Source organism: Burkholderia singularis, assembly GCF_900176645.1.
Classification (GTDB): Bacteria; Pseudomonadota; Gammaproteobacteria; order Burkholderiales; family Burkholderiaceae; genus Burkholderia; species Burkholderia singularis.
In genome coordinates, this window is record NZ_FXAN01000057.1 from 18056 (window position 1) to 40409 (window position 22354).

A 22354-nucleotide genomic window follows, 5' to 3' on the forward strand; every position below is an offset into this window, starting at 1 on the left:
GCATCCTCGTCACATTTTTTCCGTGGTCAGAGCGTGCGTGGCGTATCCGCTCGAGCGCGTGTGCAGTTCGTCGGCAAGCAGATGCTCGCCTTGCTGAAGCGCATAGAGCGAGTTGAAAGCCTTCTGTGTGATCGGCATCGGATAAACACCCGCTTCGCAAAGCGCGACCGAACGGCGTTGCCCGCGCAGCAGATAAGTTCCCGCTTCGTTGTGCGCGGCATGCGGCCCGTAGTAGATGGGCAGCGCGTCGGCCGCGCGATAAGCGGGAATGAAGCAGCGGCGATACCGCGCCGAGTGGTTCGGATCGGACCGGTGCAGCACTTTGCAATGCAGAAATACAACCGTGCCCGCACCGCCGGCCGCCGTCATCTCCGGGTATTGGGTCGGCAGATGCGCCAGGTCGACCTTGCCGCGAAAATGGCCGTTTTCCGTGTGGTCGTAGATCGACGCGCGATGCGAACCGGCCAGTACCCGCAGGCACGCGTTATCCTCGGACGCGTCGTCCAGATAAATGAGGCACGCAATCAGCTTCGAATTCGTGTGCGGGTAATAAGAAAAATCCTGATGCCATTCGACCGGCGAGCCGACGCGCGGCCCCTTCATGTTGAGCTTGCTGTGGTGGAAGACGATATCGGGCCCAATCAGCGATTCGAGCCGATCGACGAGGCGCGGGTCTTCCTGTACCGCACGGAAAGCGGCATGCCGCTTGGATGGCTGCCAGATGCGCCGGATGACGGTCGGATCGCTGGGCTCCAGCTCCGCGACTTCGCGCAGATCGCCGGCAGAACCGATAATCTCGTCGATCGCTGAACGCATCGAGGCGATTGCTTCGGCGTCCAACAAATCTCGAACGACGAGGAAACCGTTCTCGCCGAACGCGGCCACTTCTTCATCGGAAAGGTGAAAGGACATGTCGGCCCTCGCTGGGTAATCGAATTTGACGGCGAATTTGCCGGCGAATATGCCGGTCTCTCCGGCGCATTGCTTGTTTGCCGGAACCCATCGTATAGCCGTGCCAATCGGGTCGACAGCTAGACAAAGGTATAGCGTGCCGCCCAGCGCGCGTGGGGCAACGCTCGTTGTCGTTCGTTGCCCGAGGCCCTCATCGTCCGAATCCTCTCCTCTTCGTCTTGCCCGTTACCGCCCGACCATCGCCCCCATCACGCCATCCCGACGAATCAGTCCGTGATAGAGCGCCGCCGCGAAATGCGCGACGAACGTCACGAAAAACAGATAAGCGAGCCATCGATGCGCGAGCCGCAGCCACGCGAACCACACGGGATCGGCCGGCACGATCGCCGGCAAGCGCACGCCCTCGCCGAGCGTGACCGGATACCCGCCCGCCGACAACATCGCCCAGCCGATCATCGGCATCGCGATCATCAGCGCATACAGCACGAGATGCGATCCGTGCGCGGCGAACCGCTGCCATTCGGGCAAATCGCCCGGCAACGCGGGCGGCCGCCGGCGCAGCCGCACCGCGACGCGCACGCATGCGAGCACCAGCACCGCGATCCCGAGCGGCCGATGCAACGCAACCAACGCCGCATGCCGATGCGACACCGACGCCACCATCCCCACGCCGATAAACAGCATCGCGACGATCATCGCGGCCATCACCCAATGCAGCAGGCGTGCGAGCGGACTGAACACAGGTTTCATCATCGTTTCTCCGGAAGGGAGCGCGCAGCGCCGGGCACCCCGGCTTGCTCGCCGGTGCGGCGCAAATAGGAATCGGCATACGCGGCCGAACGCGCGGCGAGCAGCGGATCGCCCGATACGCGGATACCATCGGGCAGGATCGTCGGATCGTAATTGACGTCGCGGCACGGCCCGCTGTGCTGCACCTGCGCGCGCTCGATCACGAGCGTGCCCGCGTCGATCGTCGCGCGCTCGTCGGGCCACGCGCGCGTCGCGTCGTCGACCGGATCGCCGGGCGCCGCCAGCGTGATCAGCAAACGCCAGCGCTGCGGGCCGGACGCCAGGCGTTGCAGCAGATCCCGCCGCAGCATGTCCGGATCGCCCGGGCGCACCGCATCGGTCGGCGCGCCCGGGCCGCGCGCATGGCCGTCGCCCTTGTCACCCGTACCACCCGTATCGCTCGCGCCACTCTTATCGCCCACGCCTGCCGTCCGCTCCGGCACGACGCGCCAGCGCGCCGCATGCCGGCCACCGTTTGCATCGACGAGATAAAACGCGTTCAGGCTGTAATACGTCTCGGCGACATAGCTCGCGCCCGGCCGCGCACGCTTCACCCACGCACGGAACGCGGCCGTCTCCGGGTGTGCGGCGAAGAATGCCGAGAGCTTCGCGGGATCGGGCTTGCCGGTGCGCGGATCGGGGCGGCTCGCGATCGTCTGCTCGTAGAACGCTTGCGGCGTCGCGACCGGGAACACCGGCATGCTGTTCATCCCGGTGCGCCATTGCTCGCCGTCCGGCGCGCTCAGACGCAGCGCGAGACTGCGAATCGGCACACTGCTGTCCGGCGCGTAGGGATTGCCGCCCGGCAGCGCGAAACGGCCAACGACAGGCGTGCGCACCGCCGCGAAAAACGGCGCGATCGAATACGCGCTCGCCGCGCCGTTGCCTTCGAAATAACCCGTCACGCATATGCCTTTCGCGTGATTGCGCCGATACCCCGGGTGCAGGCCGCCATTGCGCTGCAACGCGTCCACGAGCCGCTCGGGCGTGAGCCGCTGCGGCGCGAGCCAACCGCCGGCGTAGCCGAACGCCGCCACGCACGCCGCCACCGCGCCGCCGATCAGCATCCAGCGCCATCGGCCGCGCGCCGTCGCGCGCCGTGACGAAGAAGACGAGGAAGAATCCGCCATCGCATGCGCTCCCGACCGCCAGGTCATGTGTCGAATGCGCGTAAGACGTCGCACCGCCCGGTCTATTCCATCGAAAATTTTTTTGTCAGGCACGGGGAATAAACTGCGTCGGCCGGCGTCATACGCGACGAATCCATGCCCGAGCCGGCTTTTCGCCTGCTGCCGCCCACCATGCCGCCTGCCGACGATCTAGACGAACAACTGCGCGAACTCCTGCCGAGATTGCGCCGCTTCGCGCTCTGGCTGACCCGCGACGTCCACAGCGCCGACGATCTCGTGCAAGCCTCGCTCGAGCGCGCGCTGTCGCGCTGGTCGCAGCGCCGTGACGACACGGCGCTGCGTAGCTGGCTCTTCACGATCCTGTACCGGCAATTTCTCGACGCGCGGCGCCGCGCGAAACGGCACGCGTGGCTGCTCGGCCGTCTGCACGAGGACGACGAACCGCAATGGCCATCCGCCGAGCGCGAGGCAAGCGCCCGCGCGATGCTCACGGCCTTCGGCCGCCTCTGCGACGAGCAGCGCAGCCTGTTGCTGCTCGTCGCGGTCGAAGGCTTCAGCTATCAGGAAGTCGCCGATCTGCTCGGCGTGCCGATCGGCACCGTGATGTCGCGCCTGTCCCGAGCGCGCCAGGCGCTGCGCGGCCTGTGCGACGGCGAGCCCTCTGCTCCTTCGCTGCGATTGATGAAATGAAGCTCCCTCCCGACGAACACGACTTGCATGCCTATGTCGACGGCCGGCTCGACGAAGCCGAGCGCGCCGCCGTCGAGCGCTATCTCGCGCGTGACCCGGAGCGTGCGGCGCAGGTGCGCCGCTGGCAACAGGACGCGCAGCGGCTGCGCGCGGCGCTCGCGAGCCTGCCGCCGCCGCCCGCGAACCCGGCGCTCGACCCCGCGGCGCTGCGCGCGCGCCGCGCCGAGCGCGCGCGGGCGCGCTTCGCGCTGGCGGCGTCGCTCGTGCTCTGCGTGGGAATCGGCACGCTCGGCGGCTGGCACGCGCATCGCTTGACGGGCACGCCCGCCGCGCCGATGAGCGATGCGCTCGAGGCTTATAAGCTGATGGTGGTCGAGCGCAGCGCGCGGATCGACTTCCCTTCACACCGGCCGGCCGATCTGCAAGCGTGGCTCGAAGCGCGCGTGGGCTCGGCCGTGAAGCTGCCCGATCTGAGCGGCGCGGGTTTCCGGCCGGTCGGCGGCCGCCTGTTCGCGACCGAGCGCGGCGCGGCGGCGATGGTGCTGTACGAGGATGCGGACGGCCGAACGCTGAGCTTCTACGTGCGCCCGCCGGAATCCGCGCATCGGCTGCTCGCGGCCGGCCAACGCATCGACGGCGGGCTGCTGGCGCGCTACGGATCGTCGCACGGTTTCAACTACGCGATCGTCGGGCGTGCGGGCAGCCTCGACGAAACCGCCGTGGCGCGCGCGCTCGACGCGCAGATCTGACCCGAAACCGGCCGCCGGCGCCCGTGCGCGCCGCCCGGCGATCATCACCAACCGATCCGACCTAACGGCATCGCCATTTCATTCGCCTTGAAATATTACACATAATGAAATATAAATAGATTTTGTGTAATCACCTTTTCACCTTTTCGTTTCCGCGGCCACGCGGCAACCTAGCGCCCGATGCTGCAACCTCCCGCGAAACACCTGATCCTTGATTTACTCGTCGCGAAAAACGGCGAACCGCTGCAAGTGCGCGAGGCGATCATCGCGTGCCGGCTGTTCGGCCTGACCGAGAACAGTGTGCGCGTCGCGCTGGCGCGGCTCGCGGCTGAATCGCTGGTCGAAAGCACCGAGCGCGGCAGCTACCGGATTGGCTCGTCGGCCGCCGAACTATCCGAGGAGCTGAGCGCGTGGCGCACGGTTGAAACGCGGCTGCGGCGCTGGAGCGGCGCGTATCTGATGGTGTCGTGCCTGCCGCTCGGCCGCATCGATCGCACCGCGCTCGCGCGCCGCGAGCGCGCGCTGCGCATGCTCGGCTTTCGCGAATGGGACCGCAGCCTCTATGTGCGTCCGGACAACATTGAAGCGAACGTCGATGCGGTGCGGCGGCGTCTCGTGAAGCTCGGCGTGGAGACGTCGGCGGCCGTGTTCGTCGCGGGCGGGTTCGACGCCGAGCAGGAGGCGCGCATCCGCGCGCTCTGGAATGGTCACACGCTGACCGACACGTACCGCACGCTCGGCCACCAGCTCAACGACTGGCTCGCGCGCGCACCGGGGTTGGATCTCGATATCGCCGCGCGCGAAGCGTTCCTGCTCGGCGGCAAGGCAATCCGGCAGGTCGTGTTCGATCCGCTACTGCCCGAGCCGTTCGTCGATTGCGACGCGCGCAGCGCGTTCATCGCCTGTACGCGCCGCTACGTTGCGACGGGGCATCGAATCTGGCGGGCGCTGTTCGACAGCGAGCGGCTGGAGCCCGCCGCGCCGCGCGATGCGCCGGCGCGCGCCCCGGCCGATGCGTTGTCCTAGCGCGCCACGCGCGAGGAGCCGCTGAAATGACAGGCAAAACCCGTGCCCGCGAAGTCTTCAGCCACGAGGAGATCCGCTCGCTGACCGCCCGCTCGGATTGGCGCGGCGCATGGGCCGTCGGCTCGACGTGGGGCGTGATCGCGCTCGCTTTCGCGGGCCTCGCCTATGCGCGCGCGCATTTTGCGCCGTGGGGCTTCGCGCTCGCACTGGCGGCCGGCATGACCGTCATCGCCGGACGCCAGCTTTGCCTGGGCATCCTGCAACATGACGCAGCACACGGCACGCTGTTCAGCACGCGCTGGGCCAACGACGTGCTCGCCGATTGGCTATGCGCGCGCCCGGTGTGGAACGAACTGCGCAAATACCGTCCTTACCACCTGATGCATCACGCGGCCACATCGTCGCGCGCCGATCCGGACCTGTCGTTGATCGCCGGCCTGCCGGCGACGCGCGCGTCGCTCGCGCGCAAGTTTTTGCGCGATATCTCCGGCGTCTCGGGCGTCAAGTTCGTAGCCGGGCACGTGCTGATGGACGCGGGCGTGCTCAAGTGGTCGCTGACGAACGACATCGAACGCCTGCCGCAAGCGGGCCGGCGCGTGCGGGATTATCCGCTCGCGTTCATCACGAACGCGGCCGGCATGCTCGCGACCAACGGCATCCTGTTCGGCGTGCTGTGGGCGTGCGCTCATCCGTGGCTGTACGGCGTGTGGGCGCTGTCGTATCTGACGCCGTTTCCGCTTTTCATCCGGATCCGCTCGATGGCCGAGCATGCGTGCGTCGAAACCTGCGACGATCCGCTACGCAACACCCGCACGACCCGCGCCGGCTGGCTCGCACGGCTGACGGTCGCGCCGCTGCACGTGAATTACCATGCCGAGCATCACTTGATGGCGTCTGTCCCATATTTTCGGCTCGCGCGCATGCATCGGCTGCTGCGCGAACGCGGCCGCGCCGCTGCGCCGCCGTCGTACTGGCAAGTATTGAAGACGGTCAGCACGAAGACCGCGCCGGTTTGACGCGCGGCCCGTCCGGCGCGCCGCCCTCGCCCGATTCCCCGCCCGTCGATGCAGTTTGAATTGATCCACAGCGCACTTCCTGTTCCGCGTCGGACAATTTCCGTCATAGTGAAATCCTGACCTCTCATTCGAGCAACCGAGATATGTCCGAGGAAAATCGCAACGGCCAGGCGGCCGAATTCGATTACATCGTGATCGGCGGCGGGTCGGCCGGTTGCGTCGTCACGCACCGGCTCGTCCATGCCGGGCACCGCGTCCTGCTGCTCGAGGCCGGCCCGCCCGACAATTCGTTCTTCGTCCAGACGCCCGCCACCTTCGTTCGCGTGATCGGCACGAAACGAACCTGGATCTACGAAACCGAGCCGCAGCAGCACGCGGCCGGCCGCCGAATGTACGTGCCGCAGGGCCGCACGCTGGGCGGCGGCAGTTCGGTCAATGCGATGGTCTACATTCGCGGCACGCCCGCCGATTACGACGCGTGGCGCGACGCCGGCTGCGACGGCTGGGGCTGGGACGACGTGCTGCCGTTCTTTCGCCGCGCCGAGCGCAACCAGCGGCTCGCGGGGCCGCTGCACGGCGTCGACGGCCCGCTGCACGTCAGCGACACGCGCTTTCGCCATCCGCTCAGCCTCGCATTCGTCAAGGGCGCGCAGGAATTCGGACTGCCCTACAACGACGATTTCAACGGCGCGTCACAGGCGGGCGTGGGCTTTTATCAGACGACCACCTTCGACGGCCGGCGCGGCAGCACCGCGGCGACGTACCTTGCCGCCGTCAAGCACAACCCGTGCTTGACGATCGAAACCAACGCGTTCGTCACGCAAATCGTATTCGACAACGGCGCGGCGGTAGGCGTGCGCTACGTCGCGCGCGATGGCGAAAAGCGGCTCGCCCGCGCGCGCGCGGAAATCGTGCTCAGCGCGGGCGCGCTCGCAAGCCCGAAGCTTCTGATGCTCTCCGGCATCGGCCCGGCCAGCCAGTTGCGGCAGCATGGCATTGCGCTCGTGCACGACGCCCCGCAGGTTGGGCTCAATTTCCAGGACCATCTCGAATTGTCGCTGTACGGCCGCACGCGCGAGCCCGTCAGCCTCGCCGGTCAGGACCGCGGACTCAACGCAGTGCGCCACGGCCTTCAGTACACGTTATTCCATACCGGCTTGCTGACGTCGAATGTCGTCGAAAGCGGCGGATTCGCCGATACGGCGGGCTGCGGGCGCCCCGACGTGCAATTCCACGTGTTGCCGGTGCTTGTCGGCGATGTGGGGCGCGAGCCGCTCGCCGGGCATGGCATCTCGATCAATCCGTGCTTTCTGCGGCCCAAGTCGCGCGGCACCGTGCGGCTGCGCAGCGCCGATCCGCATGCGCCCATCCTGTTCGACGGCAATTTCCTCAGTCATCCGGACGATTATTCGACGCTGGTGCGCGGCTTCGAGATGGCGCGGGAAATCCTGCGCATGCCGTCGATGACGAAAGTGATCGCGGGCGAGATGCTGCCGAGCGATGGCGGCCGCTTCGATCTCGACGCCTATGTCCGCTCGCACGCGAAAACCGTCTATCACCCGTCCGGCACATGCCGCATGGGTGGCGATTCCGAGTCGGTCGTCGATCCGCAACTGCGCGTGCGCGGCGTGCGCGGGCTGCGGATTTGCGACGCGTCGGTCATGCCGACGCTGGTGTCCGGCAACACGAACGCGCCCACCATCATGATCGCCGAGCGCTGCGCGCAATTCATGCTTTCGCCCGCCGATGCAATGGCATCCGCGAGCGCGGGCCGTTCGGCGAGCCTCCCGCCAAGCGAGGCGCACAGCGCCCCGATCGCGAACCAGCCGGCCGATTCGCTGCTTCGCGCCCTGTCCCGCGCGCCATCCCACGGCTTATCGCGAACTGTCCGTCCGGACGATGCACAACCCATTTGAGGAATCCCGCATGCGTACCCCCTATCAAATCGTCGCCGACCACTACGCTGCGTCCGACCGGCGCGACCCCGCCGCCATGATGGCCGACATCGCGCCAACGATCGCATGGACCGAGATGGCCGGCTTCCCTTGCGCGGGCACTTACCACAGCAAGGAAGAAATCGTGCGCAACGTGTTCGAGCGTCTCGGCAACGATTGGGATAACTACACGTTCAAGCTCGACGCGCTTCACGACGCCGGCGACACCGTGATCGGCATCGGCCGTTATTCGGGCACCTACAAGCGGACCGGCAAATCGTTCGAATGCCGCGTGGCGCACGTGTGGCGCGTCGAGGCCGGACAGATCGTGGGCTTCGAGCAATTCACCGACACGCTGCTCGTCGCGCAGGCAATGCAGCGCTGAGCGCGCCGCCGCGCCGTTCGATTCGACATGAGGCTTTCATGAATCTGTCCGACCTTTCCACCCAATATCACCACCGATCGGAATTTCTCGCACGCCGCACGTTCGGCAACTGGATCGACGGCCGCATCTGCGAGCCGCGCTCGGGCCGCTATCTGAGCGTCGTCGATCCCGCAACCGAGAAGACGATCGCACAGGCCGCCGCAAGCGATGCGCGCGACGTCGATGCGGCCGTTGCCGCCGCGCGGCGCGCATTCGATTCGGGCGACTGGCCGCGGATGCGCCCTGCGGACCGCGAAAAGCTGCTATATCAATTCGCTGAGCTGATCGAGCGCCATGCTGACGAACTCGCTGCAATCGAAACGCTTGAAACCGGCAAGCTCGTCGGCATCGCGCGCGCGATCGACGTGCAAGGCGGCGCCGAATTCGTCCGCTATATGGCGGGCTGGGCGACGAAGATCGAAGGCTCGACCCTCGACACGTCGATCGCGGTGCCGGCCGGCACCGAGTATTTCGCGTATACGCGGCGCGAAGCGCTCGGCGTCGTCGGCGCGATCGTGCCGTGGAATTTTCCGCTCGCCATCGCCCTGTGGAAAGTGGCGACGGCGCTGGCGTGCGGCTGTACGGTCGTGCTCAAACCGTCGGAGGAAACGCCGCTCACCGCGCTGTACGCCGCCGAACTCGCGCAGCAGGCCGGGCTGCCGGCGGGCGTGCTGAACGTCGTGACGGGCACGGGCGCGGAGGCGGGCGCCGCGCTCGTTGCGCATCCCGGCATCGACAAGATCACGTTCACGGGATCGGTCGGCGCCGGCAAGACCATCGGCCACGCGGCGCTCGACCGGCTCGCGCGCTTTACGCTGGAGCTAGGCGGCAAATCCCCGCTGATCGTTCTTGACGACGCGGACCCCGACGCCGCCGCGCGCGGCGCCGCACAAGGCATCTTCTTCAACCAGGGGCAGGTCTGCACGGCCGGCTCGCGCGTCTACGTGCAGAAACGGCTCTACGAGCGCGTGGTCAGCGGCATCGCGGCCGCAGCCGAATCGATGAAGATCGGCTCGGGGTTCGATCCGGACGTGCAGATCGGCGCGCTCGTATCGAAACCGCACTTCGAACGCGTGCTCGCTCACGTCGACGCGGCCCGCGAAGAAGGCGCAACGCTCGTCACGGGCGGCACGCGCGCACTCGACAGCGGCTATTTCGTCAAGCCGACGGTGTTCGTCAATGCAACGCCGTCGATGCGGATCGTGCGCGAAGAAGTGTTCGGCCCGGTGGTGACCGTCGCGCCGTTCGATACGGTCGACGAAGCGCTGCGGCTCGCAAACGACACCGATTTCGGGCTCGCGGCGAGCGTGTGGTCGCAAAACCTGTCACTCGTGCATCGTATCGTGCCGCGCCTGAAGGCAGGCATCGTATGGGTCAACGCGCACAACATGCTCGACAGCAACCTGCCATTCGGCGGCTTCAAGCAATCGGGCTACGGCCGCGAACTCGGCCGCGCGGCGCTCGAACAGTTCACCGAATTGAAATCGGTGTGCATCGCGCATTGATCGCGCATCGAGGCAACGCAACCGCGGCGGCACCGGCCTGGCGCCGCCGCGCGGCCGTCGAAGCCCGTCAGGCCAGCGCACGCTGCCGCACGAACTCGCGCGGCGTCATCCCGTAACGCTGCTTGAAACTGCGGCAGAAATGCGCGCCGCTGCTGAAGCCCCAGCTAAGCGCGATCTCCAGGATCGCCGGCTTCGCCGTGCGTGCGGCGGCCAGCATTTCCCGGCAGCGTTCGAGCCGGCTCGACCAGATATAACGGTCGATCGTCACACCCTCTTCCTCGAAGATCCGGTGCAGATATCGCTTCGAGCAGCGCAACTCGCGTGCGATCCGCTCGATCGACAAATCGGCGTCGGCAAGGTGCCCGTGGATGTATTGCTTGACGCGCATGCGCAGCACGGCCGGCAGCGTCACGTGCGCGCCGCGCGCGTCGCGCTGCGCGGCGAGCGCCGAGACGAGAAGCCCCAGAATCGTTTCGGATAACGCAATGCCTGTCGTCCCCGGCAGCGCGGGCAATTGCTCGGACAGCGACACGAGAAACGACGACAGCAGCGAAAACAGCCCTTTCAACTCGAACTCGTGCACGTTGGACGTGTGCAGGCCGGTGGGCGCGACACCGCTCAACTGCTTGCGCGGAATCTGAATCACGAGTTGCTCGACGTGCGTAAGATTCGACAGACAATACGGCATGCGCGGATCGTACAGGCTCCAATCGCCTTCGCACAGCCGGACGAGCTTGCCGTGCTGCTCGATCTCGCTGACACCGCTCAATTGCAACAACAGCTTGAAGTAGTCCGAACCATGATCGTGCAACGCCCCAACGGGACGCACGATCCGGTGCGCGGGCGCGGAAATCTGGAACACGCGCATCGAGCCGACTTCGTATTGGCGCAGCTGCGCGTCGAACACGTCGTCGTCGCAACATGCATCGAGTCCGCCGAAATAATGCGTGACGACCCGTCCCCAAGCCGGACCACGCGACGCGGGCACCTCACCCGACGTCGTGAAGAATCTGCCATTCACTATGCGCTCCTTGCGGGAACGCGTGCAGCCATGCGGCAACCGACGCCTGCGCCTTCCCGGATATAGTTAGCATATTAAATATATGCGAGCTGCAGCATCCGGTTTACTCCGGAATACGGCACCGGCTCATTGCGCTCGATTGCGCACCGGTTTGCGGCCACGTCTGGCCGGCTTAAAAGCGCGTCAACATGCCGATGCGCGCGAGAAATTGCGAGTGCGTACTCGATTGCGCATCCGGCCCCATCACGCCATTGATCCACGCATACGCGCCGGCACCGCCACCCGCATACTGATAAACGCCTTCGACATAGGCAGACGTGCGCTTGGACAACGCATACTGGACAGCCGTCGTGACTTGGTGGGCATAGTTGCGCTCGAGCTGCGCGTTGCCTTTCATATACTCATAATTCGCGCCGATCGTCCATGGCGCGGCGACATAGCTCGCGCCGGCCTGGATCGCGTCAATCGCTGCGCCCGTCAACGTGTTGCGCGTATTCGTATAGAGCAGGTTCAGATCGAGCGACGACATCGTGTAGCGCGCGCCGAGCCCCCAGTTGCGCAGGCCGTCATGTCCATTGTTCATTTGGGGATATTTCACCTCGACATAGGCCGCGCCGAGCGATACCGCTCCCGCCTCGTACCGGATGCCCGCGCTTACCGTGCTGTTCGCTGACAATCCGCCACCCGCCTGGTTGCCGAACCCGTACAGCGCGCCGAACACGAGGCCGCCGAGGTTCGCGCTCGTGTACTTGACGGCGTTCGGTACACGGACCGAGCCTGCCAGCCGGTCGAAGTCGAACGAACCGGTCGGGTTGTCAGGAATCCCAAGCTTGGCGAACGGCCCTTGGCGGAAATTGTAGAGGCCGCCGTAGCGGAACGCGCCGTCGAACGAGCCGAAGGTCAGCGTATCGATCATGAAATCGTATTGCTGACCGAACGTGACGCTGCCGAGCCGCGTGCTCTTCAAACCCACGAACGCAGTGCGCGAAAACATCGAACCGGCCGTGGGCAACGCCGCACCGTTGCCGAGCATGTATTGCGACGTCAACTCGAAGATCACCGTCACGTCGCCGCCGAGCGCCTCGGTTCCCTTCAAGCTCCATAGATTCGGCACCGCGATGCCGTCGTCGAAATACAGGCTGCGCTTGCCGGCCTTGTTCGATATAAAGGACACGCCCGCATCGACGAGGCCGGACAGCGTCACGCCGCCGTCGGATGCGTGCGCGCTCGTCATGACGGCCAGGCTGGCCGCCGTCATTGCATACTTTTTCATCGCCGTCTCCACCAGAAATATTGTTATGGGCCTCGCGCCGGACGCGGCGGTGCCGATAGCTCGCGACGAGTGTGTGGCAGCAGGCGGCGCGCATCTTTTCCGAACGCGCACAAAAACTAGCCCGACGATGCACTCAATCGTCTGCTCTATGCTCTGGGGAACGAATCGAAGATAACGGGCGTGATATCGCACGCTGCGGCAAAAGCCGCACCAGCGCCGCGCGCAAGCGCGCGGCTAAAACGGCAACGTGCGAATGAAACGGCGCAAATGCTTATGAAACGTCGCGCTCATCCGTCGTCGCGGACCAAAGATCGTCCACGGTGCGCGCCCGCAGGTAGCGCACCGGATTGCCGGCCTGCTCCAGTGCCCGGAAATGCGCCGCGGCGCACTGGATCTTGCGACGCTCGTTCGTATGCAAATCGCCGTCGGCAAGGCCGCCCTTCGTGTCCACCACGAAATAGAGCCGCGATGCCTCGCCGTCGCCGCCGGCCGTCACCACCGCCCAATCCGGGTGATAGTTGCCAAGCGGCGTCGGGATCTTGAACCAGCCGGGCAGCTTCGCATACAGCTCGACTGCGGCGTCGCGCTCGAGCGCGTCGACGAATGCGAACTCGGCTGCCGAATCGCATCGCACGTCGACGTGGATCGATTTCGCCGCCTCGCATCGCAGGTCCTTCAGATAGCCGGTCAACGGCTCGTCCTCGAACAGTGACAGCGCATGCACGTGCCGCTCGCCGAGCAATTTGTATTCGATACCGTCGACGAGCGCATCGCGCTTGCAGCGCTCCAGCGTATCGGCGACGAGTTCGATGAAGCGCTGCGGATTGCGCGGAAATTCGTCGAGCCGGCCGCTTTCGATCAACACCGTCGCAATCGTGCGTCGCGTAAGCTGCGTGCGGTCCTGCAGCTCCGTCAGCAAATCCGGCAGAGCGATGTCGCCTTCGTCGATCAAGATCGCGCCCGCATTCTCCGTCTCGATTGCCTCGATGCCCGCCGCCTCGATCGCAATATCGGCCTTACGCCATTGCAGCCGGGCACGTGCGACGGCGGGCGCGGCCCGCAGCGCGGCGACGCAACGCTCGATCAGGTGCGCGTTGTCGAAATTCACGCGGTAGGCCGTCCGGTATTGAATCCGCGCCCACAGTGCGCGAAACGCGTCGCTGAGATAAACGGCCTTGCCGTTTTGATCGCGACGCAACGCGATATCGCGACGCTCGTCGGCGTTGCGCACGTCGAGCCGGCCCGCGAGCTTTCGCAGCAGATCGACGATGCGCGTGCGCTGCGCGTCGAATGCGTCCGGCAACGGCAATGCACGCAGCTTGAGCGCGGCCCGCAACGTATCCTGCACCCTGCCGCGCGCATCGAGATAGCCCGCGCCCGCCAGATACGTCCACAGCACGTTCGAGCGCTCGCTGCCGAGCGGCTGCACGCTGCCGTCCTCGGCCACCACGGGCAGCGCGGCGAACTGATTCACGTCGACGATACCGAAACGAATGCCCGTATCGGCCTCGATTTCCTTTTGCAAATGCTCGGCAAACTGCTCATAGCTTTCGCCCGCGATCACCGTCAGCGTATTGATGCCAAAGCCGCGCACCCGCTCGCCGCGCTGATTGACGGCCAGACGCAGCCCGCGCCCGATCGTCTGCCGCCGTTCGCGCTCGCTGTGGATGTCGCGCAGCGTGCAGATCTGGAAGACGTTCGGATTGTCCCAGCCCTCTTTGAGCGCCGAATGCGAGAAGATGAACTTCAGCGGCGTATCGAATGACAGCAGCCGCTCCTTGTCCTTCATGATGAGGCCGTATGCGCGCTCGGCGTTCTCGCGGCTGCTGGCGGTCTTGTCGTTGGTATCGGTCCAGCCGCCCTTTTTGTCGATCGAGAAATAGCCGTCGTGCACGGCTTCGGCGGCGCTGACGGGATCGATGCCGTCGAAGAGCGAGCGATACGCGGGCATTTGTGCCGCGCGGCGATACTCGTCTTCGAAAATCAGCGCGTAATCGCCCTTCTCTGGCTGGCCGTTCGCGTCGTACTTGCGATAGTTGGCCACCGAGTCGACAAAGAACAGCGACAGCACTTTCACGCCGAGCGGCCTCAAGCGCAGTTCCTTGTCGAGATGCTCGCGAATCGTGCGGCGGATCATCTCGCGCTGGATCGCCAGCGCCTGGACGTCGCCATGCGCGTCACCGACCGACAAAAACGCCGTGCCGCCCGGATAGCGCAGCTCCAGATATTCGGCGCCTCTGGCAGCATGAATCTCGCCGATTCTGAAATTCGCGTAGACCGCGCGCCTCGCGGCCCGTTCGAGATCGTCGCCGTCGACGAGGGTGAGCGTCTGCCGCCGCACGCCGCCATCGGGCGTGGCTACATCGAGTTCGGCGCGCGCGGTGATCGCACCGCGCCGGTTGCTGATCGACAGCACGCGCACGAACGGCTTGTTGTGCGCGTCCTCCACGCTCGCCGACGCGATCTCGATCTGCTTGACGAGCCGGCGCTCGTAAGCGTCGATCGCATCGAGCCGGTACACCATCTGATACTTGTCGGCGTGCGTGGCCGAATAGCGCAGCGTGCAAAGCGGCTGCATCGCATCCAGCGCTTCCTTGCCGCGCCCCTCCAGGCCGCCGTCGACGCTTTGCGGCTCATCGACGATCACGATCGGCCGCGTCGCGCGAATCAGGTCGATCGGCTTTTCTCCGCCGGTCTTTTCGCTTTCCTTATAAAGTACGTTGACGTCCTTCTTGTTGATCGCGGCAACCGTGACGATCATGATCTGCACCGTCGACTTCGATGCGAAGCCGCGCACATCACCGAGCCTCGTCGAATCGTAGACGAAATAGTCAAACGGTACGCCGGCATACAAGCCGCTGAAATGCCGCTCGGTCATCTCCAGCGTCTTGTGCACGCCCTCCTTGATCGCCACCGACGGCACGACGATCACGAATTTCGTGAAATCGTAGCGCCGGTGCAGTTCGAAGATCGTGCGCAAGTAAACATAGGTCTTGCCCGTGCCCGTCTCCATTTCGACGGTGAAATCGTTCGAGCGCGGCGTGCCGGACGGCGGCAAACCGTTGCGCGCCTGCACGTGCGCGAGATTTTCGGCAAGCGCGCGCGCATCGAGCATCAGACGATTGCCGACACCGAGCGCCGACTCGGTCATCCCGAGCGACATTTGCGGCGTCGCGCGCCGCGGCGCGCGCGGCGCCGCCGTCACGCTGAACGCCGCATCGCACACTTGCTGGCCGCGAAACAGGCCGCATACCGCTTCGACCGCTTCGAGCTGATAGTCGAGATCCGACTCGAAATGCAACTGCATAATCAACCTTCGTGTTGTGCGTCGTGGCCGCGTGCCTGCATCAGAGGCTCCGGATGCGTTTCACGCCATGCTGTTCGAGAATTGCCGACAAGTTCACCTTCGCGACATCGTCGACGAAGCTGCTGTCGCGAAACACGCAAGTCACGTCGCGGGCAAACAGCGGGCCCGCGTCCATCGCGCCGATCAGCTCGCCGATGCCTTCGCCGAGCGCGTCGGTATCCGCGCGGGAAATCGGCGCATCGAAGCACGCGACGATCGCATCGTCGATCAGGTGAACCGTCTTGCCGGCGATCGTCTGCGTGTCGATGCGCGCGCACAGGTCCAGGCCGAGTTTCAGCATCAGTTCGGCCAGCAAATCTTCATCGGAGCGGTTCGGCTTCACATGCTCGACCGCCGCGAGCAGCGATTGCTGCACGTCGTCGCTGTACGGGTCCCATTCGGCGACGTTCGTCGAATCCAACTTGAACACGCGAAAGCCGAGATCGGCGCGCCCGCCCGGATATTCGGCTGCAATCAGCTTTGCCGCGCGCCGTATCCGCTCCTTGGTCAGCTCGGCAAGATTCAGCGGCACGCCAAGCGCCGCGCAAAAATCGGCCGCGGCCTTTTGATCTTTGTTGCCGGCATCGAGCGGCTCCGGCAACTGCACGAGCAGATAGCGGCGCTGGCCGCCGTCGGCCGCGTTGAGCGCCATCACCGCATGCGCCGTCGTGCCGGAGCCGCCGAAGAAGTCGACGATCAGATCGTCGCGCTGCGCGAACCAGTCGATGATCGACGCGGCGAATTCGACCGGCTTGGGCAAATCGAACGGAATCCCAAGCGATTTGAGCAACATGTCGTCCGAGCCGCCGAACGGCAGGATCGACGGCACGTTCTCGTGCATGTTCTCGTCGAGAAAATAAATCCGCTGCGGCTGCGTGGTTTCGTCGGCGCCGAATTCGATGAACCCTTTGTCGAGCAGCGTCTGCATCGTCGCCGGCGGATTGCGCCAGCCGCGCTCGGGCACCGCGCACGGCTTGCCCGTGACCGGGTGCACGAGCGGCACGAAGTATTCGTCGGGGGCCTTCTTCTTGTTTGGCCACGCCATCGACACGAGCCGGTACACGCGGCCGTCCGCCGAGATCCGGTCATACATCGCCTCGCCGCCGGACAATGCCGTCTGCGACCTTACCCAGTTCCGGTACGCCGCGTTCGCGTCGTACCGGCTCGCCGCGCTCGCCACCGCGCCCGCCGCCGCGTCGAGCATGCGCTGCGCGTTGCGTTTGGGCCGTTTGAGCGGCGAGCGGGCGAACAGCAACTGCGCGTTGCGCGCGAACAGCACGATCGATTCGTGCTGGTACGCGATTCCGCGCGCATCGCCCTTCGGATTGCGTTTGTCCCACACCGCAACGCCCAGTTCGTTCTCCTCGCCAAAAATCTCGCGCATCACGAGCACGAGCGCGTGCAGCTCATGCTCGTCGATATGCACGACGATCGCGCCGTCTTCCGCCAGCAGATCGCGCGCAAGCTTCAGGCGCGGGTAGATCATGTTCAGCCAGTCGGTATGGAAACGGCCGTTCGCCTCGGTGTTGCTGCTGATCTTCGCGCCGCCCGTCGTCTGTCCGGTCAATTCGAGATAGTGGCGCAGGCTGTCGGCGAAATGATCCGAGTAGACGAAGTCCTTGCCGGTGTTGTACGGCGGATCGATATAGATCAGCTTGACCTTGCCTGCATAGCTCTTTTGCAGCAGCTTCAATACTTCGAGGTTGTCGCCCTCGATCATCAGATTGCGCGTCGAGGCCCAATCGACGCTTTCGCGCGGGCTGGGGCGCAGCGTGCCCGTCGAAGGCGTAAGCGCGAGCCGGCGAGCGCGGCGCTTGCCGTGCCAGTTCAGCCCGTATTTCTCGTCCGCGCCGCTCAGCGCGGGCGCGCCAACCAGCGCCGCGAGCGCGTCGAGATCGACCGCCGCGCCATCCGGCCCCTCGGTGACCACTTCCGGAAACAGCGCCTTCAGCCGCTCGACGTTTGCGGACACGAGATCCGCGGATTGCGCCTCCGGGCTCGCCGCATCGAGTTTTTGCATCATCCTTCCCATCAATTGCTCGTCTTCGTGCCAGCGCGGCGGACGCGCGGCAAACAAAGAGCCCGGCTCGAGCCGGGCTGCCAAAGGCCGCATTATCTCGCAGGAGAACGAGCGGACGAAACAGGAGAGATGAAACGCGCGGCGCGCGAGCGCGCCCGCGCATGCTTCGGGGCGAATCAGAACCGCGTTCGGATGCCCGACGTCAGCTCGACCTGATTGCGTGCGCCATGCGTCGACGCGACGGTGTAGCCGCCGTGCAGCCGCATGTAGTCGCCCGCGAGATAGACCTCGGTGCGCTTGGACAGGTGATAGAACACCGATCCGTACAGCGTTTCCTTATAGCCGTTGCCGACGCCCGACGTCAGGCTGAAAGCGCCGAGGTTCGCGTTCGGGATGTCGCCGTCGCTGTTGTACGCGGCGTTGTGCACGCGCATCTGCTGATAGCCCAGCTCGTAGTCGAGCGGCCCCTTCGGCGCGAGCTTGAACGACACGGTCCACGCGTTGTCCTGGCGCTGGCCGAGCACGCCCTGATTGCCGAGATAGCGGAAATAGCCGGCGTTCACGCGGAAAATATCGAACGTGTAGTTGCCGCCGACCGAGAACGACTTGTTCGAGAAGCCGTCATGATTCACGTGGCTGAAAAAGCCCGATACGTTGAATGGCCCACCGTTGTAGCCGAGCGCGACCTGCCAAGTCGAATTCAGTCCGAAGCTGGTCGAATTGCTGAACGCGTAGCCCGCGCTCGCAAAAATGCCGTTGCTGAACAGTTTCTTCCACGCGAGGCCGTTGCTGTAGCGCGTACCCGTCGCACCGGCCGCGTAGAAGATCATTTGCTTGAAGTTGTTCGCGTTGGTCCAGCCGCCTTCCTCCGTGGTCAGCTTCGCCGAACCATACGCGTCGCCGTAGATCGCCGACGCGTCGCGCGCGATCGTATTCTGAAAGCCGGCGGTGAACTTGCCGAGCGTGTCGTTCTCGATGCCGACCCACGCATCGCGATCGAAAATCTGGCCCGGGTCCTCCATGTTGCCGTCGGCGACCGTGTATTCGCTTTCGAGCCGGAAGATCACCTTCGTGCCGCCGCCGATGTCCTCCGCGCCCTTCAAGCCCCAGCGGCTGCCACTGAACCAGGGCTCGCCGTGCAGTCCCATGCCGATCATATGGTTGCCGTTCGCGTTCGCGTGCGACTGATACGTCAGCGCGCTGAGATCGATCAGCCCGTAAAGCTGGACGCTCGACTGCGCATATGCGTGCGGTGTCGCGCACGCCGCCGCTGCGACGGAAATTGCCAGGTATTGTCGTTTCAAGATCGTCTCCTCCTGTATCGGGGTGAGCGAGATTCGTTTGGACTGCGCAGATTCGATCCCGCACTGGTCGCACGACACGCATCGCGCGACCTTGCCATCGTAGTCGGCGCAATCCTTCGCGCCGCTTTCGCGCGAAAGCCGGTTATCTCGGGATAAACACGGAAGGAGCCGCATGCGCGGATGCGCATGCGATCGACGGACGTTATGCGGATGCGTCCTTCGTCCGAAGAATGTAGCCGAGCCCGCGCAGCGTGATGATCTGCGCCAGCGAACCCGTCAGGTGCTTGCGCAGCCGGTGGATGTAGATGTCGATCGCGTCGGCGCTCGGTTCGTCGTCGAGATCGTAGATGTTGTCCATCAGCCGCGCCTTCGATACCGTCTTGCCTTGCTGCAGCATCAGCGCCTCGAGGATCGCGTGCTCGCGACGGCGCAGCGTGAGCGGCGCGCCGTTGCACTGAAACTCGCGCGTCGCGAAGCGGTACAGCAGATCGCCGCAGGCAAGCTGCGTCGCGCCGACGCCGCATTGCCGCCGGATCAGCGCGCGGATTCGCGCAACCAGCTCGCGCGATTCAAACGGCTTCACGACATAATCGTCCGCGCCCGCGCTGAAGCAGTCGACCTTGTCGTCGACCGAGCCATGTGCGGTCAGCATCAGCACGGGCACGTTGTCGCCTCGGCGGCGCAGGCGTGCGAGCAGTTCCTTGCCGCTCATGCCGGGCAATCGCATGTCGAGCAGCAGCGCATCGTAGCGCTGCGCGTTCAATACCGTGTCCGCGCTTTCGCCGTCCGGTGCCGAATCGACGCCGAAGCCCTCGCCGCGCAACAGATCGACGATCCAGTGCGCAAGCTCCGCATTGTCTTCCACGAGCAGCAGTTTCATTGGATTTTTCTCAATTGCGGTAGGCAGGCAGACGCACTATCATCCTGACGCCGCGATTGCCGGGCCCGGATTCAAGTGCGACCGTGCCGCCATGCGAATGCGCGATCTCGTCGACGATCGCGAGCCCCAGGCCCGTGCCCCCCTCGTCGCGCGCGACGCGGTAGAAACGCTCGAACACGTGCGGCCGCGCTTCGGCCGGAATGCCCGGCCCGTTGTCGGCAACGTCGAGCACGACCGATTCGCCGTCGCGGCGCGCGCTCACCGTCACGCAGCCGCCTTCGTGCGTGTAGCGCACCGCGTTGTCGACGAGGTTCATCAACAGCGCCGACAGCAACCTTTCGCTCCCCGCGACGTACAACCTGCCGTCGTCGAGCGCGGCGCCGAGATCGATGCGCCGCCGCTCGGCGAGCACGATTGCCTCTTCGAGCACGCCCGACACCACGGCCGCGACGTCGACGCGCGCGTTGAGCCGCGCGGGCGATGCCGCCTCGGCATGCGCGAGCAACAGCAGCTTGTCGGTCACGTCGGCCATCTTGCGGCTGCTGCGCTGCATCGACGCGACGAGCCCGACCAGCGCGGCCGGGTCGTGCTCGCGCTGCAACGCGCATTGGAGCTGCGTATCGATCACCGCGATCGGCGTGCGCAACTGGTGTGCCGCGTCGGCGATGAAGCGCCGCTGCGTCGCCGCGTGCAGATTGAGCCGCGCAATGCATTGATTGATCGCATCGACGATCGGCCGCAGCTCGAAATGCAAGCGCTCGGAGTGAATCGGCTCAAGCTCCATCGGCCCACGGTCCGCGACGTCGTTCTTCAGCTTGATCAACGGCCGCAGTTCGAACGTGAGCCCCAGATAGGCAAGCGCCATCGCAAGCGCAAGCATCGCCATGAGCTTCAGCAACTGCGGCCGCCAGATCGCGGCGAGCATCATCCGGCGCGATTCCTGTGTCTTGCCGACGACCACCGTCACCGTTTCTGTACGGCCTTCGTTGTACAGCTCGCGCGTCGCCGCGACCGCGCGGATCGGCGCGCCGGCGAACGTCGTGTCGAACAGCGCCGGCTGCTCGCCGGGCACGGGCCGCGTGGCCGGCCAATCGAGCGCGGGATTGCCGGCGAGCAGGCGGCCGTCTTCCGTTCGGACCATGTAGTACACGTGATCGTGCGCCGGCGACTCGAACAGCTCCAGCGCGACGGGAGGCACGTCGACGACGAGCGCACCGTTCGCCCATTCGACGTCTTCGACGATCGCGCGCGCCGACGCGACGAGCGCGCTGTCCTGCACCAGATCGGCGGTCGTGCGCGCGGTGCCATAAGCCATCGCGCCCGCGATCGAGACGAAAACGGCGAGCGGCAGCAGCAGCCACCAGAGCAGCCGGCCGCGCAGGCTGTGCGACATGCCCGGTATCTCCAAACCCTGAAGCGATACGGCGCGCCACGCGCCATATCGCCACGAATGTTGTTATGGTCTGAACTTCAGAACGACGCAGGCCGCCACTTCAAGAGCCGCTTCTCGAGCCGAGTCAGCAGGAAGTCGGCGGCAAGCGCCACGACGGCAAGCACGATCATCGCGGCAAACACGCCGCTCGCGTTGAACGCGCCCTGAGCCGTGGAGATTAGCAAACCGATACCCTGCTTGGAACCCAGAAATTCCCCAACTACCGCGCCGACGAGCGCGAAGCCGAAGCTCACGTGCAGGCTCGCCAAAATCCAGCTCAGCGCGGACGGAATCACCACGGCGGTGGTGACCTGCCGGCGCGACGCGCCGAGGATCTGCGCGTTGGCGATCAAATAGCGGTCGGCCTCGCGCACGCCTTGAAACGCGTTACCGAACACGACGAAGAACACCATGACGACGGCGAGCGCGATCTTCGACGCCATCCCAAGCCCCAGCGCGATCACGAACACCGAGCCGAGCACCACGCGCGGAATCGAGTTCGCAATCTGGATGTAAAGGCCGAACACGTCGGCGAGCAGCTTGTTGCGGCCGAGCACGATCCCGCAGAACACACCGGCGACCGAGCCGATCAGAAAGCCCGCGATCGTCTCCTCAAGCGTCACCCAAACCTGCAACAGCAGCGGCCCCTGCGACGTGCCGTTGACGAACCAGTCCACAATCTGCGCGGCGATCAGCGACGGCATCGAGAAAAAGAACGGATCGATCCATTTGAGCCGCCCGGCCAATTCCCAGCCGCCCAATGCGGCGACGAGCACCGCGATGCGCAGCCCGACGATCAGCATGCGCCGCTGGCGCAGCCGGCGCTGCGCGGCGCGCGATTCGTCTTCGAGCGACGGGGAGGGGCGAAGCGTCGGCGAAAGCGTCATGTCAGTCATGCTCCAA

General features: G+C 65.4%; 17 protein-coding genes and 1 pseudogene. 7 read left to right on the forward strand and 11 right to left on the reverse strand.

The window, feature by feature from the left end:
• Positions 1-9: 9 nt before the first annotated feature.
• The 3 genes from BSIN_RS12370 to BSIN_RS12380 form a co-directional block, all read right to left on the reverse strand.
• On the reverse strand, positions 10-912 hold the full coding sequence (locus tag BSIN_RS12370; protein ID WP_089340724.1) for a phytanoyl-CoA dioxygenase family protein: 903 nt from the start codon (positions 910-912) through the stop codon (positions 10-12).
• Between the two features lie 225 nt (positions 913-1137).
• Positions 1138-1665 (reverse strand): cytochrome b, encoded by a 528-nt coding sequence (locus BSIN_RS12375; RefSeq protein WP_069233537.1) that lies wholly within the window; start codon positions 1663-1665, stop codon positions 1138-1140.
• Positions 1662-2831, reverse strand: coding sequence for a catalase family peroxidase (locus BSIN_RS12380; protein WP_089340725.1), 1170 nt, complete (start codon positions 2829-2831; stop codon positions 1662-1664). Before BSIN_RS12380 ends, BSIN_RS12375 begins: the two co-directional genes overlap by 4 nt.
• Before the next feature lie 171 nt (positions 2832-3002).
• Here BSIN_RS12380 and BSIN_RS12385 point away from each other — a divergent pair, with 171 nt between their 5' ends.
• The 7 genes and pseudogenes from BSIN_RS12385 to BSIN_RS12415 all read left to right on the forward strand — a co-directional run bounded on the left by BSIN_RS12385 (position 3003) and on the right by BSIN_RS12415 (position 10175).
• Positions 3003-3521, forward strand: coding sequence for an RNA polymerase sigma factor (locus tag BSIN_RS12385; protein WP_059517135.1), 519 nt, complete (start codon positions 3003-3005; stop codon positions 3519-3521).
• Positions 3518-4270, forward strand: a complete 753-nt coding sequence (locus tag BSIN_RS12390) for an anti-sigma factor family protein (protein WP_089340726.1) — start codon at positions 3518-3520, stop codon at positions 4268-4270. The genes BSIN_RS12385 and BSIN_RS12390 overlap by 4 nt, the downstream gene beginning before the upstream one ends.
• A gap of 180 nt (positions 4271-4450) precedes the next feature.
• Complete coding sequence (locus tag BSIN_RS12395; protein ID WP_089340727.1) at positions 4451-5296, forward strand: PaaX family transcriptional regulator C-terminal domain-containing protein; 846 nt, start codon at positions 4451-4453, stop codon at positions 5294-5296.
• Positions 5297-5322: 26 nt separating this feature from the next.
• Complete coding sequence (locus BSIN_RS12400; protein WP_089340728.1) at positions 5323-6312, forward strand: fatty acid desaturase family protein; 990 nt, start codon at positions 5323-5325, stop codon at positions 6310-6312.
• Between the two features lie 143 nt (positions 6313-6455).
• Positions 6456-8123 (forward strand): annotated as a pseudogene (locus tag BSIN_RS12405) (GMC family oxidoreductase); the annotation flags it as partial.
• 115 nt (positions 8124-8238) lie between these two features.
• Positions 8239-8631, forward strand: a complete 393-nt coding sequence (locus BSIN_RS12410; RefSeq protein ID WP_089340730.1) for a nuclear transport factor 2 family protein — start codon at positions 8239-8241, stop codon at positions 8629-8631.
• 38 nt (positions 8632-8669) lie between these two features.
• Positions 8670-10175 carry an aldehyde dehydrogenase family protein gene (locus BSIN_RS12415; RefSeq protein ID WP_089340731.1) on the forward strand — a complete coding sequence of 502 codons (1506 nt, stop codon included), beginning with the start codon at positions 8670-8672 and terminating at the stop codon, positions 10173-10175.
• Positions 10176-10242: 67 nt separating this feature from the next.
• Here BSIN_RS12415 and BSIN_RS12420 read toward each other — a convergent pair whose 3' ends face one another.
• From BSIN_RS12420 to BSIN_RS12455, 8 genes are all read right to left on the reverse strand, one after another.
• On the reverse strand, positions 10243-11199 hold the full coding sequence (locus BSIN_RS12420) for an AraC-like ligand-binding domain-containing protein (RefSeq protein ID WP_059517921.1): 957 nt from the start codon (positions 11197-11199) through the stop codon (positions 10243-10245).
• 169 nt (positions 11200-11368) lie between these two features.
• Positions 11369-12469 (reverse strand): porin, encoded by a 1101-nt coding sequence (locus tag BSIN_RS12425; RefSeq protein WP_089340732.1) that lies wholly within the window; start codon positions 12467-12469, stop codon positions 11369-11371.
• Positions 12470-12740: 271 nt separating this feature from the next.
• Positions 12741-15776 (reverse strand): type III restriction-modification system endonuclease, encoded by a 3036-nt coding sequence (locus BSIN_RS12430; RefSeq protein ID WP_089340733.1) that lies wholly within the window; start codon positions 15774-15776, stop codon positions 12741-12743.
• A gap of 40 nt (positions 15777-15816) precedes the next feature.
• Positions 15817-17838 (reverse strand): site-specific DNA-methyltransferase, encoded by a 2022-nt coding sequence (locus BSIN_RS12435; protein ID WP_173678677.1) that lies wholly within the window; start codon positions 17836-17838, stop codon positions 15817-15819.
• Between the two features lie 173 nt (positions 17839-18011).
• Positions 18012-19139 carry a porin gene (locus tag BSIN_RS12440; RefSeq protein ID WP_089340748.1) on the reverse strand — a complete coding sequence of 376 codons (1128 nt, stop codon included), beginning with the start codon at positions 19137-19139 and terminating at the stop codon, positions 18012-18014.
• A 202-nt stretch (positions 19140-19341) separates the two neighbouring features.
• Positions 19342-20019, reverse strand: a complete 678-nt coding sequence (locus BSIN_RS12445; RefSeq protein WP_089340734.1) for a response regulator — start codon at positions 20017-20019, stop codon at positions 19342-19344.
• Between the two features lie 10 nt (positions 20020-20029).
• Entirely contained in the window at positions 20030-21412 is a 1383-nt protein-coding gene (locus BSIN_RS12450; protein WP_089340735.1) for a sensor histidine kinase, read from the reverse strand.
• 77 nt (positions 21413-21489) lie between these two features.
• On the reverse strand, positions 21490-22347 hold the full coding sequence (locus tag BSIN_RS12455; protein WP_089340749.1) for an ABC transporter permease: 858 nt from the start codon (positions 22345-22347) through the stop codon (positions 21490-21492).
• Between the last annotated feature and the right edge of the window lie 7 nt (positions 22348-22354).